This window comes from Corynebacterium sp. HMSC059E07, assembly GCF_001814395.1.
GTDB lineage: Bacteria > Actinomycetota > Actinomycetes > Mycobacteriales > Mycobacteriaceae > Corynebacterium > Corynebacterium hesseae.
Genome location: NZ_KV816315.1, coordinates 77,532 through 94,103, shown reverse-complemented (window position 1 = coordinate 94,103; position 16,572 = coordinate 77,532). Strand labels below are relative to the sequence as shown.

At 66.0% G+C, this 16,572-nt stretch carries 13 protein-coding genes and 2 pseudogenes; 13 read left to right on the top strand and 2 right to left on the bottom strand.

Annotated features, from left to right (window positions below; genetic code table 11):
• Positions 1-288 (top strand): annotated as a pseudogene (locus HMPREF2967_RS07710) (hypothetical protein); the annotation flags it as partial.
• A gap of 89 nt (positions 289-377) precedes the next feature.
• Here the strand turns inward: HMPREF2967_RS07710 and HMPREF2967_RS07705 are convergent.
• A complete protein-coding gene (locus HMPREF2967_RS07705) occupies positions 378-2,318 on the bottom strand; it encodes an N-acetylmuramoyl-L-alanine amidase (RefSeq protein WP_070685897.1) in 1,941 nt (646 codons plus the stop codon).
• 169 nt (positions 2,319-2,487) lie between these two features.
• On the opposite strand from HMPREF2967_RS07705, the gene glf reads away from it, so the two are divergent.
• From glf to HMPREF2967_RS07690, 3 genes are all read left to right on the top strand, one after another.
• The gene (glf, locus tag HMPREF2967_RS07700; RefSeq protein WP_046647608.1) at positions 2,488-3,684 is read left to right on the top strand and encodes a UDP-galactopyranose mutase; all 1,197 of its coding nucleotides are present in this window, start codon (positions 2,488-2,490) and stop codon (positions 3,682-3,684) included.
• Positions 3,685-3,758: 74 nt separating this feature from the next.
• Positions 3,759-3,995 (top strand): hypothetical protein, encoded by a 237-nt coding sequence (locus HMPREF2967_RS07695; RefSeq protein ID WP_046647607.1) that lies wholly within the window; start codon positions 3,759-3,761, stop codon positions 3,993-3,995.
• A 50-nt stretch (positions 3,996-4,045) separates the two neighbouring features.
• Entirely contained in the window at positions 4,046-4,654 is a 609-nt protein-coding gene (locus tag HMPREF2967_RS07690; RefSeq protein ID WP_046647606.1) for a three-helix bundle dimerization domain-containing protein, read from the top strand.
• A 2-nt stretch (positions 4,655-4,656) separates the two neighbouring features.
• Here the strand turns inward: HMPREF2967_RS07690 and HMPREF2967_RS07685 are convergent.
• Positions 4,657-5,043: pseudogene (locus tag HMPREF2967_RS07685) on the bottom strand (IS110 family transposase); the annotation flags it as partial.
• Positions 5,044-5,670: 627 nt separating this feature from the next.
• Here HMPREF2967_RS07685 and HMPREF2967_RS07680 point away from each other — a divergent pair.
• From HMPREF2967_RS07680 to HMPREF2967_RS07640, 9 genes are all read left to right on the top strand, one after another.
• Positions 5,671-6,174, top strand: coding sequence for an ECF transporter S component (locus tag HMPREF2967_RS07680; protein ID WP_230307979.1), 504 nt, complete (start codon positions 5,671-5,673; stop codon positions 6,172-6,174).
• 107 nt (positions 6,175-6,281) lie between these two features.
• On the top strand, positions 6,282-8,528 hold the full coding sequence (locus tag HMPREF2967_RS07675; RefSeq protein WP_232770745.1) for an ATP-binding cassette domain-containing protein: 2,247 nt from the start codon (positions 6,282-6,284) through the stop codon (positions 8,526-8,528).
• Positions 8,529-8,694: 166 nt separating this feature from the next.
• On the top strand, positions 8,695-9,774 hold the full coding sequence (locus tag HMPREF2967_RS13010; RefSeq protein WP_232770733.1) for a saccharopine dehydrogenase family protein: 1,080 nt from the start codon (positions 8,695-8,697) through the stop codon (positions 9,772-9,774).
• Complete coding sequence (locus HMPREF2967_RS07665) at positions 9,771-10,814, top strand: ABC transporter ATP-binding protein (protein ID WP_070685895.1); 1,044 nt, start codon at positions 9,771-9,773, stop codon at positions 10,812-10,814. Before HMPREF2967_RS13010 ends, HMPREF2967_RS07665 begins: the two co-directional genes overlap by 4 nt.
• The gene (locus HMPREF2967_RS07660) at positions 10,811-11,563 is read left to right on the top strand and encodes an ABC transporter permease (protein WP_070517740.1); all 753 of its coding nucleotides are present in this window, start codon (positions 10,811-10,813) and stop codon (positions 11,561-11,563) included. Before HMPREF2967_RS07665 ends, HMPREF2967_RS07660 begins: the two co-directional genes overlap by 4 nt.
• The gene (locus tag HMPREF2967_RS07655) at positions 11,560-12,297 is read left to right on the top strand and encodes an ABC transporter permease (protein ID WP_070523826.1); all 738 of its coding nucleotides are present in this window, start codon (positions 11,560-11,562) and stop codon (positions 12,295-12,297) included. Before HMPREF2967_RS07660 ends, HMPREF2967_RS07655 begins: the two co-directional genes overlap by 4 nt.
• A gap of 73 nt (positions 12,298-12,370) precedes the next feature.
• Positions 12,371-13,054, top strand: a complete 684-nt coding sequence (locus tag HMPREF2967_RS07650) for a class I SAM-dependent methyltransferase (protein WP_070624347.1) — start codon at positions 12,371-12,373, stop codon at positions 13,052-13,054.
• Entirely contained in the window at positions 13,051-14,829 is a 1,779-nt protein-coding gene (locus tag HMPREF2967_RS07645; RefSeq protein ID WP_070624346.1) for an ABC transporter ATP-binding protein, read from the top strand. The genes HMPREF2967_RS07650 and HMPREF2967_RS07645 overlap by 4 nt, the downstream gene beginning before the upstream one ends.
• A complete protein-coding gene (locus HMPREF2967_RS07640) occupies positions 14,826-16,559 on the top strand; it encodes an ABC transporter ATP-binding protein (protein ID WP_070517736.1) in 1,734 nt (577 codons plus the stop codon). Before HMPREF2967_RS07645 ends, HMPREF2967_RS07640 begins: the two co-directional genes overlap by 4 nt.
• Positions 16,560-16,572 lie beyond the last annotated feature (13 nt).

Genomic DNA, 16,572 nt, shown 5'->3' with positions numbered 1-16,572 from the left:
TCTACTCAGACGGAACAAAACCTGGGACACTTCATGCCGTGGCAGGCGGGTGGGACGACGGATCCGCCGAATCTGACGATGTTGTGTGCCTATCACAATGGCATCAATGATGATGACCCGGATAAGCCGACTGGTGCCGGCTATGTCTTTAGGTTGCGGGGCGGGGTGGGGTATGTACCACCCTGGGCGGAGCCGATTACTTCGCAGCCGGCATACCAAGCGGCACAGGCAGCATTGAAGCAGCAGACCACAGGGGACTTTTTAGGTTCAGCCCTCCCGGATACCTAAACCCCAAGCCCAAATAAATGCCGAAGCGGAAGCCATCAGGCGGCTCCCGCTACATCGGCGATCCCGCTTAGACTTGGGGTGCTTTGGGGTTAGTCCGTGAACACCTGAATCTGCTCAGTCTCCGGGTTGTAGACAATGGAACCGCCCTGGAACTGCACGCGGACTTCCTTGCCGAAGCCGGTGGGGACTTCGTCGGACGTCGGCAAGCCGAGCGTCGCCGAGTTGTTGCCGGACGCCCATTCCTTGGCGATGCGTCCCACGAGCGCGTGCGTACCGGTGTCTTCGGAACTGAGCACGATGCCGTTTTGGAAGAGCTGGTAGATGATGCCTGCCGACTCATCCGGACCGCCAACTGCCAGGCCAAGTGCTGGGCCGATGGCATTGAGAACTGCCGTCCACGTTTGCTTCAGGCCTTCGTTCTTGCTCAGGGATAGCACCTTGGTCACGATGCCAGGAATTTGCTCCACCGGCAGCCCATTGACCGTCTTATCCGTGTCAATCTGCTGGTCCGAGCGGGCATACATGATGGCGAAGAGCGTGCCAGCCAGGCCGACTAGTGCGGTGACGGTGCTCATCGGGATTTCAGTATCGCCCAGCGAGGACGTTGCCTCCTGTGCCGGGGCAGCCGGTGCGGGAGCAGACGGCGCGTTTCCGTTCGGCGTGGAGCCAGAGGAATCCGGGGTAGAGGTATTGCCGCTGCCCCAGTCCGTTGACGTCGAGCCCGACGCGCCCGACTTGATGGCGAGGTACTTCTTGTGCGCCGCCTGGCGGATCTTCGGCCACTGGGCGATGGTGTAGCGCCCCGGGCACGCGGTGTAGTGAACGTCGCTGTGGCCGAAGAGGCCATAGACGGGGGCAGAGGCGCCTGCTGGGTAGCGCGAACCACCGAAGCCTTCCGAGCGAAGGGAGACGCGGGAGGTCGGATCGACACCGGAAATGGCGCCCTTCCAGCCGGCGAGGTCGGTGACAGATTCCAAGAGGGCTTCCGTCGGCTGCGCAGTCTCGTAGTTGCCGATCATGGAAATACCCCACGTGTTCTTGTTAAAGCCGCCGATGTGCGCACCCTGCACGGCTTCATCGAGTCCGCCGTAGCGGCCCTCGTAGATGGTGCCGTACTTATCCACCAGCGCGTTGTATCCGATATCGCACCATCCCAGGTTCTGCGCATGGTACTTGTACGCGGCGCGCACCTGCGCGGCCGCCTGCGCGCGGGTGTAGTTATTGGAGCCCGCGGTGTGGTGCAGCGCAATGGCCTCCACACCATCGTCATAGGTGGGACTCGAGCAGCGGATGCTCTCATCCGCGCCCCAACCGGCGCGCGAAACCACGCGCGGCATACCGTCGGTCTCGGCGGTCGGCTCAATGACCTCGCCCTCCTGGGCGTTGCCGTCCATGAAGACAGCCTCCAGGCCTTCCACGTCGCTATTGACGGGAAGTTCTTCGGTCTCGGCGACGGGGGCGATGTCGCCGACGTTGAAGGAGGCGTCGTCAAGCGCGGCGTCCTCAACGGGGGTTTCGGTGAACTCTTCGTCCAGATTCGACCCGGTTACCAGATCCACATTGTTGATGGAGACCTGCACGTCGTTGGTATCGCCCACGAAGATGAGCTCGGTGCCGTTCGTGGCGTTCGGATCATCGTTGTTGTAGGACATTGAGTCCATGTCGTACCACTCGGACCAGGACCCGTCTGGCTGCTTGGCGCGGACGAAGGCAGCGACATCGCGCGCGCCCTTCCAAGTCACGGCAAAAGAGGAGAAGGTCTCATCGCGGTGGAATTGCTTGACGGCGCGCGGGCCTTCGCCCTCGCCTTGGGCGGCGATGGCCGGGTCATCCACCACGACCGTTTCGCCAGATCCGAAGGATTCGGAGGCCGAGCTCACTTCGATGGGCCCGCTGCCCGCTTCCTGGGTGTGGATAAGGGTTTGGCCGCCCACGGCTGCGGCAGCAACTACAGCGATCGAGGTGACCGTAGCGATAACCGGCGTGGACCACGTCGATTTCGCGGGAACAAGACGACGTTTGAGGTGCACTGTTACTCCCTAGGATGGTGTGCGCCACGAGGTTAAGAGGAGCGCAAAAAGTTAACTAACGGGACAAATGTTACGTCAGATGTCAGAGTGAAAGGGGTGTGACACGCGAGTTTTCTCGCTGGGGTGTCACCCGCCGTTCTATGCGCGTTACTGCTTTAAGCTGATGCCCATGACTGCATATGACCTCATCGTTGTTGGATCTGGATTCTTTGGCCTGACCGTGGCCGAGCGCGCAGCCTCCCAGCTGGGCAAGAAGGTGCTCATCGTCGAGCGCCGCGAGCACCTGGGCGGCAACGCCTACTCGGAGGCCGAGCCGGAGACCGGCATCGAGGTCCACAAGTACGGCGCGCACCTCTTCCACACCTCGAACAAGCGCGTGTGGGAGTACTGCAACCAGTTCACCGACTTCACCGACTACCAGCACCGCGTCTTCGCCATGCACGACGGCACGGCCTACCAGTTCCCCATGGGCCTGGGCCTGATTAACCAGTTCTTCGGCCGCTACTACTCCCCGGATGAGGCGCGCGAGCTCATCAAGGAGCAGGCCGGCGAGTTCGCCGTAGATGAGGCGCAGAACCTGGAGGAAAAGGCCATCGCGCTCATTGGCCGCCCGCTCTACGAGGCTTTCATCCGTGATTACACGGCCAAGCAGTGGCAGACCGACCCGAAGGAGCTGCCGGCCGGCAACATCACGCGCCTGCCGGTGCGCTATACCTTCAACAACCGCTACTTCAACGACACCTACGAGGGCCTGCCCGTCGACGGCTACGCGGCCTGGCTGGAGAAGATGGCGGAGCACGAGCTTATCGACGTCCGTCTGGGCACCGACTGGTTCGACGTGCGCGAGGAGGTGCGGGGGGCGTCGCCAAGCGCGCCGGTGGTCTACACCGGCCCACTGGATCGCTACTTCGACTTCGCCGAGGGTGAGCTGGGCTGGCGCACGCTCGACTTTGACCTGGAGGTGCTGGAGACCGGTGACTTCCAGGGCACCCCGGTGATGAACTACAACGATGCGGACGTGGACTACACCCGCATCCACGAGTTCCGCCACTTCCATCCGGAGCGCGCCGATAAGTACCCCAAGGACAAGACGGTGATTATGAAGGAGTACTCGCGCTTTGCCGAGAAGGGCGATGAGCCGTACTACCCGATTAACACCCCGGAGGACCGCTCCAAGCTGGAGGCCTACCGCAAGCTCGCCGCCGCTGAGGCCCGCGAGAACCAGGTTCTTTTTGGTGGCCGCCTGGGCACCTACCAGTACCTGGACATGCACATGGCCATCGCGTCCGCGCTGAGCATGTTCGATAACAAGCTGGCCCCGTTCTGGAATGAGGGCAAGGCCCTGGAGCAGGAGCGCGGCCACTAAGCCGCGTGCGGCCTGTACGGGTTAGTCCCCGTGGCGCGCTATGCTGAGACACCTCGATGGAAGGAGGTGACGGCATGGCCCAGCGCAAGAAGAAGCGTGCAGACCGCAGCATGTGGAAGATGTCCCCGGAGCGGCTCGAGGAACACCTCAAGCTGCGCAGTCGCGCAACGCGCATTCCCGATAAGAAGAAGGAACAATCCAGGAAGGCCTGCCGGAACACCCGGCAGGCCTTTGGCCTTTCTTTGGGAGGTTTCGCCAGCGCACGGGGCCGGGACGCCGCACATAAAACTTGTCGGACGCTCAACGATTGATTAAAGTTAACAGCAGGTTAACAATAGGCGAACAGAAAGTGAGTTTAGAGATGACTTCCCCGAATGCCCGCCGTTTCGATACGTTGCGCCAAGACTTGCACGCAGATTATGGCCACGAGTACACCGCGCAGGAGATTGATTCCTTCCTCGACGCCACCATTGAGCGCCACGAGGCCGGCGCAACCTTAGAAGAGTTCATCCCCGTGATGGTGGAGCGCGAGGTCCGCGAGCACTTCGGCACCCACCGCATCCACGTGCGTTTCGCCGCAGGAGCTGACCACGCGCTGGCGCAGGCTGCCGTAGCGCTGACGAAGAAGTACGCCGGCGAGGCCCTGCTTGTCGACGCCGCCGTAGCCCACCCCGAAAACGACCCCGACTCCCACATGGCCCACGTGCTCCAAGAGCGCGGCATGGCGGAGCACCCGGACCGCTACCTCGAGGACCTGCGTCTGGTGACCATCCCGGATTACATCGTGTACTTGGGCCGCGAGATCCCGCGCGACGAGGCCGGCAAGGACATCAAGATTTGGGACATCGCCACCGCCGAGACCGTGGAGGAGACCCGCGAGCTGGCCGATGACCTCGGCGCCCGCGTGCTCTACATGCTCAACCGCCTGGGAATCGAGCCCATCTCGGAGGATGCCGCTGTCACGGCCTAAATCAGCTGGATAAAGACTTCCTCAACGCGGTCGACACTGCGCAGGGAATCTGGAAGGTTAAGACCGGCATGGGCGATGACGTAGGCGTCGCGTACATCGGTCTTGGAGTTGCCGACGTGGATGCGAGAGAGCTGCCGCATCGCAAGCCCTGGTAGATGGCGAACATCTGCCCCCATGTCTTGGGCGACTGCGACGGTCAACCGGCCGATGTTGTTGGGAATAACAAGGACCGAGGCGTTGTCGGCGAGGAATTGGCCGAAGAGCTTGCGTAGCGAGCCTTCATGCTGATTGATGCGTTTGGACAGGACTTGCCTGCCTTGGGGATCGAGGACGCAGGCGTGGTGGAAGTATTTGCCGACGTCTACGCCAATGACGAAGTCATAGGCCATGGGTGTATGCCTCCTAGCGATGAATGAGAAGTTGGACTATTTAAGCTTCATCGCTGGGGTTGTCGGACATGCTTGCGCTGGCATCCACATTACTGTGAGACCTCATACCACCTGGGCTGGGTCGGGTTCCTATTAGCAGTTTGAGGATGTCACTGTCTTCGGCGGCATCACCCCCGGATCATTTTCAGACAGGGGCGGGAACAAGCCATACCGAAGCCAGCGACTAGTTCCACTGTCCTTTCAGACGGAGGGACCGGAAATAAACATAACCAGCCCAATCGGGTGGACAGGCTATGAATCTTCGGTGCCCTGAGGTGGAACTGCTAACAACGTAATGGGGGGAAGCGGGGGCAAAGTCAATAATTCGAGTCTGGCATAAGTTGATAAGGATTGCCTAACCTAATACTGTTTCAAGTTATGTTCCGATCGGGAATCGGCAACGGAAGCGAGGCGGCGACGATGAACAGAAAACGTGGATCGACCAGAGAACCCCTCTCCGGAGGGGGAGTCGGGGACGCGGGCCCGGACGGGACGGGCGACGGCGACGCGGTGGCGTCGCAGACGGACGACGGGCGGTTGGTACACGTCGCACCGGTCGCAGCGGGTGGCCGACCATCCACCCGCGATATGCTCGTCGCCGCCGCGATCGGCGTCGCGGGGTCTCTCGTCGTCGTGCCCCTGACCTACCTGCAGGTGTTCGCCGGCATCGCCCACGTTTATCTCGTCGCGGCGACGCTCGGGTTGTGGTTCCTGCAGTGCGTCGTTCCCCTCATCGTCGTCCGCAAGCCTGGCGCGAGCCTCATTGCGTGCCTTGCCATGGGCGTCGTGTCCGCGGCGACCACCCCGTTCGGCGTCGCCGCGATCGGGGCGCTGATCATGGAAGGATTGCTCATCGAGCTTCCATTCATGGTCACCCTGTACCGGCGGTGGACGCGTACCCAGTTCGTGGCGTCGGCGATGTTGTTCTCCGCGCTGATGGGAACGATGGCCCCGCGCGCAGTTGGCGTCGACTCGCCGACCACGCCCATGACCCTGATCAGCTTCGCCGTAGCCTTGGCCTCGAGCTTGGTGTTTTTGGTCCTGGGCTTTGCCGTCGCAAAGGGGCTTCGCAGCCGCGGGGTCACCCGGTGACCGGCGGAGCACCCGCGTGCGCCGGTGCGACACGCGGGACGGCCCCGGCCCGGTTACGGGTTAGGGGCGCGGGCGTGCGGCACGCCGATGGGCGATGGGCACCCGACATGGTGGATCTCTCCTTCGATTTCGGCACGATCAACGCCATCACGGGACCCGTGGGATGCGGAAAGACAAGCCTGGCCCACCTCATCGCTGGACTGATTCCCTCGCACATCCCCATCGACCATGCCGGATTCGTGCACATCGTCGATGCCGACGGCACCGAACGCCCCGTGGACGGGGACCGGGTCACCTTCGTCGGGCAAGACCCGGCGACGCAGGTGCTCACGCTCCGAGTCGTCGATGACGTGGCCATGGCCCTCGAGTTTTCCCTCGTGGAAGCCGGTATCGTCGCCAAGCGATCAGCCGAGGCTCTATCGGAGCTCGGGCTGTCAGAGCTCGCGGAGAAGGATCCGTGGGCTTTGTCGGGCGGGCAACGCCAGCGGATGGCCATCGCTGGTGCGGTGGCCAGGGCGCCGGAGGTCATGATCTTCGACGAGCCCGCCGCCCACGTCGACGAGGACGGTCGGCGGGCGCTGTTCGCCGCCATCCGTGATTTGCGGGCCCCGGGGCGCGTCATCCTGCTCATCGAGCACGACCTCCGTCCGTTCGACGGGTGGGTCGACACGGTGACAATCCTCGATGCGGACGGGAGCGTCGCCGCGCACGGAGCGCCGGAGGGTATCGCGGTGAAGGGCATTGCGACGTCGGCCGCGACCGCCGGAGCGCCGGACGCCAGTACGCCGGGCACGGGGGCACCGGACCGTCTCAGTCCGGACCGGCGGCGAAGGCCCCGGGGAGCCGGGGATGGCGCCGATCCGGAATCGGAGGCGGACGCCGTTCCACTGCTGGCCTTGACCGGAGCCCATGTGGCCCGGGGCAGGGAGCGGATCCTGAACGGGGCCGATCTGACACTGGAACGGGGCGAGATTCATGCCCTAGTCGGTGCCAACGGAGTCGGTAAGTCCACCTTGCTGGCGGTGCTGTCGGGCCAGATGAAGGCGGGAGCGGACCTCCGGATTGACGGCGCGTCCGCCCGGCGCGTCCCCGACGCCTTCGCGTCGTTGGCGTTCCAGAACCCCGAGCACCAGTTCACCCGCGCGACCGTCGCCGCGGAAATCGACTCCGCGCTGGCCGGCACGGACCCGCACGGACCACTCGGCGCCGATGAGCTGTGGAAACTGCGGGAAGCCTTGTGCCCCCGGGCACTTGACCCCGTCTCGCCGTTCGTCCTGTCGGGCGGACAGAAAAGACGGTTGGGCATCTTCCTGGCGGTGGCGGCCAATCGCCGTTTGCTGCTTCTCGACGAGCCGTTGGCGCATCTGGATTCGCCGAGCTCGCGCATCGTACTGGATGCCCTAGCGGAATACGCAGGGGCCGGCGGAACCGTTGTGTTCACGTGCCACGACCGCCGTGCTGCGCGAACGTGGGCGGATCGGGCGAGCATCGTCGCCGAAGGGAAGGTCGCCTGGTCCGGTCCCGCAGCCGACGTGCCGGCTTCCCCGGAGTCGTCCCGGCGGGATCGCGCACTGCCCGCGGCCGGCGCACGGACGTCCTTGGACGAAAGCCCCTGGACCAGTGGATCCGCCGCTCGAAGGCGCGCGGGGTTGAACGCCATCACGATTGTCGCGGCGGTGATGCTCGTCCTCGTCGCCGGGCTGCTCTCCGGCGGAGACGCCGTTCTCGCTCTGACGGGGGTCGCGTTCCTCGCACTCGCTGCGATCGCGGAACGCGACGTTCGGGCGACGGCGGGGAAGGTCCTCCTCGTCCTGTTGATCGGGGTGTTCTTCGGCCTGCTCGGGTGGCGCTCCGAGTTCTACGGCAGTGGGGATCCGGCGGAGGCTGTCCGCCACGGCATCCATCACGGACTGCTACTGACGGCCGTGTTTGCGGGGACGGTCCTGGTCTCCGCGTGTATGCGCGTCGAGGAGCTTTTCGACGCCATGGTGCAACGCCTCCGGGTGCCCTACACATGGTGCACCATAGCGATTTCCGGGGTGAGCATCGCGGCGTTCCTGCGCAGCGAAATCCCCCAGCTGACATGGGCGATTAGATTGCGCTCGATGCGACCGGGGCAGTCTTTCCGCTCCGGCTTCATTCGCGCGACGACGCCCGCGCGCATCGCCTTTCCCCTGTTCGTCAGCGCCGTGCGCTGCGCCGAAAAGCTGTCCCTGACCCTGGTGATGCGCAACTTCGGCCGCCATCCGCGACGTACCTTCCGCACCGATCACCCCTGGCGAGTGCGTGACGGTTTCGCGGCTGCAGCGTCCGCCGCGGCCTTCGTTGCCGCCCTGGTGTCCGCAGTGACTTGACGGGCACCCGGAACCGGCGGGCCCCGAGCCCGCGAGCGTTTCCGAGCCTGTACGGAGACGCGCCCCACCCAGTTGCTTCAACCCTTCAGACACATCCTCCGGGTCGCGCCATGCGGGCCCGGTCCGCCCGGCACCGGCATGGCGCCGGCAACCGAAAGAGGTACCAGTGAACACGATCCGGACCATCAGCGACGTGCTTCGGGACAAGGCCGATGAGACGAAGAAGGGGATCACCTTCGTCGAGAATCGGCGGGACGTCCTCGTCCCGTACGGCCGGGTCCATTCGGAGGCGGTGGCGGCTGCGACTCGGTTGGCCGAAGCCGGCATCGGCCCGTTCGAGGTGCATGCAGACTCACTCGCCCGTGCTTGCATCGACTCAGGCACCGGGTACATCGACGTCAACGATTCGATCGACGCCCGCCGCGCAATCATGGCCCTCGACGGGGATGCTCGGCGGGAGGGGGTTCCCGTGCTCACCGGGTTCGGCCTGTGCCCGGGCTTGTCGACGGCCCTGTTGATGCTCGGGGCCTGCGCTGCGGGGGCCGAAGAGGTCCGCGATGTGCGGGTCGATCTGCGAATTGGCGCCGACCAGGAATCCGGGGCCGCGTCGGTCGAGTCGATGTTCCGGACCATTCGCGGCGGATACCGCGCGATGCTCGGCGGCGCCATCGTCGAAGTGCGGCGCAACCTGGTGTCGTCGCAAAGCGGAATCGGCTACGAATGCCCGGACATCGACGTCGTACGCGGGGTGTGCCCCTCGATCCTCGGATTTTCCTACCACGTCGCCTTCGATGCTCTCCCCGATGAGTCGGTGGAGAAGATCCGCACGTCGAGACTGTACGCGATGCCCGTCGTCTCCGGTCTGCTCGCCCGTCTCGGGGCGGCCGTGACGTCGCGGAAGGCGCGGGCGAACGGCACTCCGCAACCCGCCGAGCTGGTCATCGCACTGTCCTCCGCCGGCGCGGGCGATGCGGGGTCGGCGGCCGAGACAACCGTCGTCCGGGCGACTGGCCCGGGTTCCTACAAAATGACCGCGGCCATTGCCGCCGCCACCGTTGCGTCGGTCGCGGGGAAGCCGGTCGCGCCGGGGTGCCGGGATCTCGTCAGCCACCCCCGGCTCCTCGAACCGGTCCTCGCCTTCGCCCGCGATGCAGGCATCCATATCGAAACGCCGCATGACAACCCGACCACGGGGCCACTGCCGGCAGCGGCCCACTGCGACACCAAAGAAAAGGAGAAACGATGACGGATCAAGCTGAACGGGGTGCGGCGATCGTCGTCCGCGACCTCACGAAGAGCTACCCGATTGCGGGCACAGCCGGCACCGCGCCCGAAGGCGGGGCAGGTGCTCCGCCGGACGGCGGGCGCAAGGGAAAGCGCGGTGCCCGGATGCGCAAGCATGTGCTCGACGGCGTGAGCTTCACCGTGCCCGCCGGGTCGATCGTGTCGTTCCTCGGCCACAACGGCGCAGGCAAGACCACCCTCATCCGAATCCTGTCGACGCTCATCACCGCAGACTCCGGCGAGGTGAGCATCTTCTCGCGCGATGTGAAAGAGGACCCGGCGGGCGTGCGTGCCGACATTGCCACCACCGGCCAATTCGCGGCGATCGACGAGAACCTCACCGGCCGGGAGAACCTGGAGTTCTTCGGGCGTCTGCGCGGACTCGACCGCGCCGACGCGGCCGCCCGCGCGACGGAACTGCTCGCGCAATTCTCGCTCGCAGACAGTGCCTCGACGCTGGCGTCGGCCTATTCAGGTGGCATGCGGCGCCGCCTCGACATCGCCGCGTCGCTGTGCGTCGTGCCCAGGCTGCTGTTCCTCGACGAACCCACGACGGGGCTGGACCCGGTCAGCCGCGAAGAGCTGTGGGGCTTCATCCGGCAACTGCGGGACGACGGAATGACCCTGGTGCTGACCACCCAGTACCTGGAAGAGGCGGAGGCGCTGGCAGACCACGTCCATCTGCTCAAGGACCGCCGCATCGTCGCCAGCGGAACGCCGGAGGAATTGCGCCGCGACTTCGGGTCGCACGTGCTCCGCGTGTCCTTTGCCACCACCGCCGAGGCGGAGGCGTTCGCCCGCTGCCTCGGACGAACGTGCCTGGACGGCGCCCGCGTCGCGGGGAAGTCGGTGTCCCTCGACGTCGACCCCGGACCGCAGGTCCTCGAGGCGGTGGCGCAGGCGATGGAGGCCTCGGAAGCGTTGCCGGATTCGCTGAGCGTGTCGCCACCCACCCTCAACGAGGTATTCATATCGATGAACGCAGGGGGTGCGGCGCGATGAGTGCGACGTCGGTCGCGGCGTTCCTCCGTCGGGATCTGCTGCTGTTGCGACGCAACACCGCGTCGCTGATCTCCATGTTCGTCGTTCCTCCCCTCTTCCTGCTGTGCCTGTACGCGGTGTTTGGGTACTCGGCAGGGCAATCCGGCTTCGGGTACCTGCGTTTCGTGCTCGGCGGCTGCCTGTTCCAGGCGGCGATGTTCACCGCCGCGGCGTCGGCGATGGCGGTGGGACAGGACGTCGAATCCGGGCTCGTTGACCGCGTGCGCGTGCTGCCCGGGGCCACAGGCGGCTATGTCGCCGGCAGGCTCGCCACCGATGTGCTGCGGATGTCCGCGTCGATCGCGGCGCTGCTGGTCGTCGCGTGGTCCTGCGGCCTCGACATGGCTCTCGGTGACGTCGCGTGGACAGTCCTGTGGTCACTGCTCGCCGCCGCGGTCCTGTCCCTGGTCACGGACGGGGTGATCCTGATGGTGCCCGCCCCGGTGTCGACAGCCTCATCGATCCAGGCGCTGGAAATGCTGCTGCTCATGTTCTCCACCGCGTTCATTCCGGCGACCGCTTTGGACGGCTCCCTGCGCGACGTCGTACGTCACATGCCGTTTTCGCCGATCATCGAGGTGATCAGGGCGGCGTCCCCGGATGCCTTCCCGGATAGTGCCGGGGAAGAGGCAGCCCTGTGGCTCGGTGTCGCGGCGGTCGCCGGAATCGTCTTGTTCATCCGCCGGTTCACCTCGAGGAGCGAATCATGATCGGCCCCATCTTCGTGCATCTGCGGCGCATTGCCCACATTTGGCTGCGGCGCCCCGACTTCTGGTTCATGACGTTCATTGCTCCGCTCGTGTACCTGTTCATCGTCAACCGCATGTTCGGTAGCCTGGTCAGGCAGCTCACCGGAGAGTTCGAACTCCCGAACGCGGTCATCCTGGTCGTGACGACGTGGGCGTTCATCTTGGCCATCACGGGATCGTCCACTGTGTTCGTTGAACGCAGCAATGGCCTCCACGAGCGGTTGATCACCATGCCGGCGCCGTACGCGGCCGTGCCGGTCGCACGGATCATCGCTGAGTTCATCCGGATCATGGCGATGTCGGTCGTCGTCGCGGCGGTGGCCGCCTTGCTTTCCGACAGCCCCCCTGAGGCGTCCTGGTGGTGGAGGATCGCGGTGACCGGCGCGATGGTTGCCGCGGCGGCCGCATGCACCGGCACGTACATCGCGTTCTCCATCACCAGCCCCCAGGGCTCCGTGGCCCTCATCCCGTTAATCATCGTTGCGATGTTCGTCAACACGGTGCTCATGCCCGCCGACCACTTCCGTCCCCTCCTGCGCGGAATCGCCGGGCACACCCCCGTATCCGCGGCCGGCGAGGCCGTCAACGGCACCGGGGCTGCGGGTCTGGTGGTCTGCGCGGCCTGGTTCTTTGGTATCGCCGTGCTCGCGGCGTGGGGCATCGCCGTGAAAACGAGGCCGGGGGAGTCTGCATGACGGCCCGCGAATCCGAGCATCTAACCCGAAACCGCCGCGTGGACGCGGCCCACACACCCGGAGACAGAACCAGATGAAGTCGATCGCCCAGATCGTCCAGAACAACCGCAGGCTCCTCGCGGCCTACGAGGACAAGGTCGAGCCGAGGTTCCTAAGCCGCTATGCGCGCGAACCGATGGACGCCGCCGCCGTGTACCGGAAGCTCCGTGCGCTGGATCCCGGGCCGGATGCGCCGGCCCGGGTCCTCGACCTCGGTTGTGGAACCGGGTGGCTCGCCCGCACGCTCGCCGCTGAGTCTCGCTATCGCAGGGCGAACATCGTCGGCTACGACCTGTCGCCCAATGCGATCCGCATCGCCCGCGAACGCGCCGCCGCCGACGGGCTCGGGGCCCGGACGGAATTCCACGTTGCCGACATCCTCACGCCGCTCGCGGGAGAGCCCGGCGGGGCCTGTGAAATCTGGGTGTGTGGCGCGCTCCACCAAATGAAGGATGCGGGAGCCGCGCTCGGCAGGGTCTCCGGGTTGCTCGCCGACGGCGGCATCGCTTACGTGCAGACGTTCGTCGAGGATCCCGACGTGAACGAGCGGGTCGACATGGCCGTCATGGCGAAGATGGGCCACCGGGTGTTCCGGGGCAGCGAGCTCGAGGACCTCGCCGAAGCCAACGGGCTGAAGCTGGACGGAGCCTCACGCGCCGGCATGGTGTATTTCTGCACTCTCGCGAAGAAAAGCGCGATCGGGGAGGCGGGGAAGTGAGCGCCGTGGACGGGACCGTCGGCCCGTGGTCGCTGCTCGCCCCGATCCGGACCCGGATGCGTGCGGTGGTCGCGTTGTCCGTCCTGTCGTCGGTGGCTACCGTCGCTTCGCTGGTCGGCATCATCGACATCGCGATGACGTACCCGGAGGCCCCGGTGCATCGGACGTGGTTGGCCGTGGTTGTCATCGTCGTCGCCGCGACGGTGCGAATGGCTGCGGACGGCGCCGCCGGCATGCTCTCGCACCGGGCGGATAACGACCTGCAGCTCCACCTCCGGCGCCGGTTGGTTGCCCATATCCGGAAGCTGCCGCTGGGTTGGCTGGACGCCCGGCGCTCGTCGGGGATCATCGGGTCGGTTGAGAAGGACGTCGCGGCCGTCCACCAGCTCATGGGCCACACCGTCGGCGAGACCGTGGTGGCGGTGCTGGTTCCCCTGCTTTCCCTCATCGCGCTCGTCGCGGTCGATTGGCGGATCGCGGCGGTGGCGGTCGTCCCAGTGCTGGTCACCTTCGCCCTGATGGGCATGATGATTTCGCGCGGAGCCGATCTTCAGCGCGACTACGAGCGAGCCTCTGAAAAAGTGACGGCTGCGGTCATCGAGTTGGTGCGCGGCATCCCTGTGATGAAGTCCTTCGGACGCGCCAACCAGGGCGCGGGCCGCTACGATGCTGCGGCGTCGTCGTTCGTCCGCGCGTGGTCCGCCTGGTCCCGGCAGTCGAACATCTATCTCGGGCTCATCGACGTGGTGACGTCCCCGATCACGGTCCTCGCAGTGGTGTGCGGCGCCGGCCTCGCTTTGAGGGACACCGCGGGCGGCAAACCCGAGGGTCTCGTCGCCGGGCTGGTTCTCGGCCTTGGACTCTCCGCGGCGATCGTGCGGGTGGCCATGAACTCCGAACCCATCATCGCGGGGCTCGCCGCTCTGAAGTCCATTGCGAAGGTGCTGAGCACGCCGCCGATCGCCGAGCCCGCCGATCCGGTGCCCGCGCGCGGGGGCGCGCTCGAGGTTCGGAACCTGGTCTTCTCCTACGGGGATGGGCCGCGGGTCCTCGACGGGATGTCCGCGACGTTCGAACCGGGGACCCTCACGGCGCTGGTGGGGTCCTCCGGTTCCGGAAAGTCCACCGTCGCCCGGCTGTTGGCACGTTTCCACGACCCTGTCGAAGGCTCGGTGCTGCTGGGCGGCGACGATCTTCGCGACATCGCCGTGCGCGACGTGCACCGTTCGGTGTCGGTGGTGTTCCAGGATCCGCAGTTGCTCACGCTGCCCTTGCGGGAGAACATCCGGCTGGCCAGGAGAGACGCCACCGACGGCGAAATCATGGCGGCCGCGAAGCTCGCGAACCTCGATACGGTCATCGCGGCGCTGCCGAAGGGCCTGGATTCGGTGGTCAACGTCGACGTGACCTTTTCCGGTGGTGAGGCGCAGCGCGTGGCCATCGCGAGGTCGATTGTCACGGACGCGCCGGTGCTCATCTTCGACGAGGCAACCGCTTACGCGGATCCGGCTTCCGAGGCCCTCATTCAGTCCGCAATCGAGCGTTTGGCTCGTTCGCGGACGGTGATCGTGATTGCGCACAGATTGAGCACGATCCGCAACGCCGACCGCATCCTCGTTCTCGATGGGGGAGCGGTCGCGGAGGCGGGCACCCACGACGAGTTGCTTGCGCGCGGTGGCCGCTACCGGGATCTGTGGCGCGCGTTCGCGCTCGACGACGAACCATCCGCCCCGCGGGGCACTGAAGCAGACGATGAAAAGGCAGGGAACCGATGATCCGGGACTTGTGGTCGATGACGGATCGGCGCTCGAAGATGACGCTGGCGTGGCTCATTGCGTTGGCCGCGCTTGCCGCGCTGGCACAGGGTGCGGCGTTCGTCGCGCTGCTGCCGCTGCTGTCGGCTCTGGCCGTGGGAGATGATGCGACGGCGTGGCGTTTCACCGGCGTCATCGCCGGCCTCGCGGCCGCCCATGCGGTGCTGTCCCTCGCCGCGGGGACGGTCGGCAGGGCGAATTCCGCAGCGGTGCTGTCGTCCCTGCTGCGTTCCCTGGGCGAACGCGTGCTGACGTTGCCACTCGGGTACGTCACCAAGTCCACGGCCGGCCGCTTTTCGGAGATGGCGTCTTCGGGCATGGCGTTCGCGGCGTCCGTGCCGCACGTGATCCTGAGGCCCGTCATCGCTGCTGTGGTTGCGCCGACCGTCATCGCTCTCGGAATTCTGGCGGTGGATTGGCGCGTCGGGTTGGTTCTCGTCGCGTCGGCGCCGGTGCTCTTCTTCGCCTACCGGGCCATTGGCCGGGTTGGCGGGGAGTCGGACGAAGCGCATGCTGACGCCGTAGCTGCCGTCTCCGGCAGGCTGATCGAGTTCACCCGCGGCCAGCAGGTGATTCGCGCCGCGGGCGACGGTTCGGCGGCGGACGCGATGGTGGATGAGGCGATCCAGGCCCAACACGATGCGTTCGCGAAGGCGACGTCGACGCAAGGCGCGGCCATCGGACGGTTGGGCTCGGTCGTCCATGCGGTGTTCACGGCGGCGGTGGTCGTCGCCGTGGCGGTCGCCGCGACGGGCGGGATGTCACCGGCGCATTTGGCGCCGATGCTCATTGTGGTCGTCCAGTTCACCGGACCGATCACCACGGCGGGAGCGTTGTCCGGCGGTTTCGGCGCGGGCCGCAACACGTTGGCTGCGCTGCGTGACCTGCGGGCGATCCCCGCCCTTCCCGAGCCTGCCGCACCGGAGCTGCCCGACGGGCATGACGTGGAGTTCCGCGGCGTGAGCTTCGGGTACGGGGATAAGAAGGTTCTCGACGGCGTCAGCTTCCGTGCACCTCAGGGAGCACTGGTTGCCGTAGTGGGACCGTCGGGGGCGGGCAAGACGACGGTCATGCGGCTGCTGTCGCGTTTTCATGATCCGGACTCGGGGGAGATCCTCATTGGCGGGGTGCCCTTGCCTCGGATCGGCACCGACGGCGTAAACTCGCTGGTGACCCCGGTGTTCCAGGAGACGTTCCTCTTCGACGCGTCCGTGCGGGACAACGTGGTCTTCGCCGACCCCGGATTCGGTTCCAAGCCCGGCGACGGAGACCGCTTGCGCGAGGCCGCCCGGCGATCCGGGGTGGACCGCATCGTGGAGCTGCTGCCTTCCGGGTGGGATAACCCGGTGGGGGAGGAGGGGACGCTGCTGTCGGGAGGCGAGCGGCAGCGCGTCGCCATCGCCCGGGCGCTTCTGAAGGATTCCCCGGTGGTGCTTTTCGACGAGCCAACGTCCTCGCTGGATGCGGCCACTGAGCAGGCGATTGTCGGCACGATGGAAGCGTTGCGCGGCGATCACACCGTGATCGTCGTCGCCCATCGCCTGCACACCGTCCGCGATGCCGACCTCATCGTCGTGCTTTCGGAGGACGGGACGGTCGCAGAACGGGGCACGCACGATGAATTGCTGGCGAAGGGCGGCCGCTACGCCGAGTCGTGGACGTGCCGGACGGGAGGCTCCCCGGGCGCCTGATCCTCGTCCGTCG

What these genes read in the sequence shown, in the direction of transcription:
- HMPREF2967_RS07665 (WP_070685895.1), top strand. Translation starts at nt 9,771, where the DNA reads ATGACGGATCAAGCTGAACGGGGTGCGGCGATCGTCGTCCGCGACCTC.
- HMPREF2967_RS07695 (WP_046647607.1), top strand. Translation starts at nt 3,759, where the DNA reads ATGGCCCAGCGCAAGAAGAAGCGTGCAGACCGCAGCATGTGGAAGATG.
- HMPREF2967_RS07660 (WP_070517740.1), top strand. Translation starts at nt 10,811, where the DNA reads ATGAGTGCGACGTCGGTCGCGGCGTTCCTCCGTCGGGATCTGCTGCTG.
- HMPREF2967_RS07680 (WP_230307979.1), top strand. Translation starts at nt 5,671, where the DNA reads ATGCTCGTCGCCGCCGCGATCGGCGTCGCGGGGTCTCTCGTCGTCGTG.
- HMPREF2967_RS07675 (WP_232770745.1), top strand. Translation starts at nt 6,282, where the DNA reads ATGGTGGATCTCTCCTTCGATTTCGGCACGATCAACGCCATCACGGGA.
- HMPREF2967_RS07650 (WP_070624347.1), top strand. Translation starts at nt 12,371, where the DNA reads ATGAAGTCGATCGCCCAGATCGTCCAGAACAACCGCAGGCTCCTCGCG.
- HMPREF2967_RS07655 (WP_070523826.1), top strand. Translation starts at nt 11,560, where the DNA reads ATGATCGGCCCCATCTTCGTGCATCTGCGGCGCATTGCCCACATTTGG.
- HMPREF2967_RS07640 (WP_070517736.1), top strand. Translation starts at nt 14,826, where the DNA reads ATGATCCGGGACTTGTGGTCGATGACGGATCGGCGCTCGAAGATGACG.
- glf (WP_046647608.1), top strand. Translation starts at nt 2,488, where the DNA reads ATGACTGCATATGACCTCATCGTTGTTGGATCTGGATTCTTTGGCCTG.
- HMPREF2967_RS07690 (WP_046647606.1), top strand. Translation starts at nt 4,046, where the DNA reads ATGACTTCCCCGAATGCCCGCCGTTTCGATACGTTGCGCCAAGACTTG.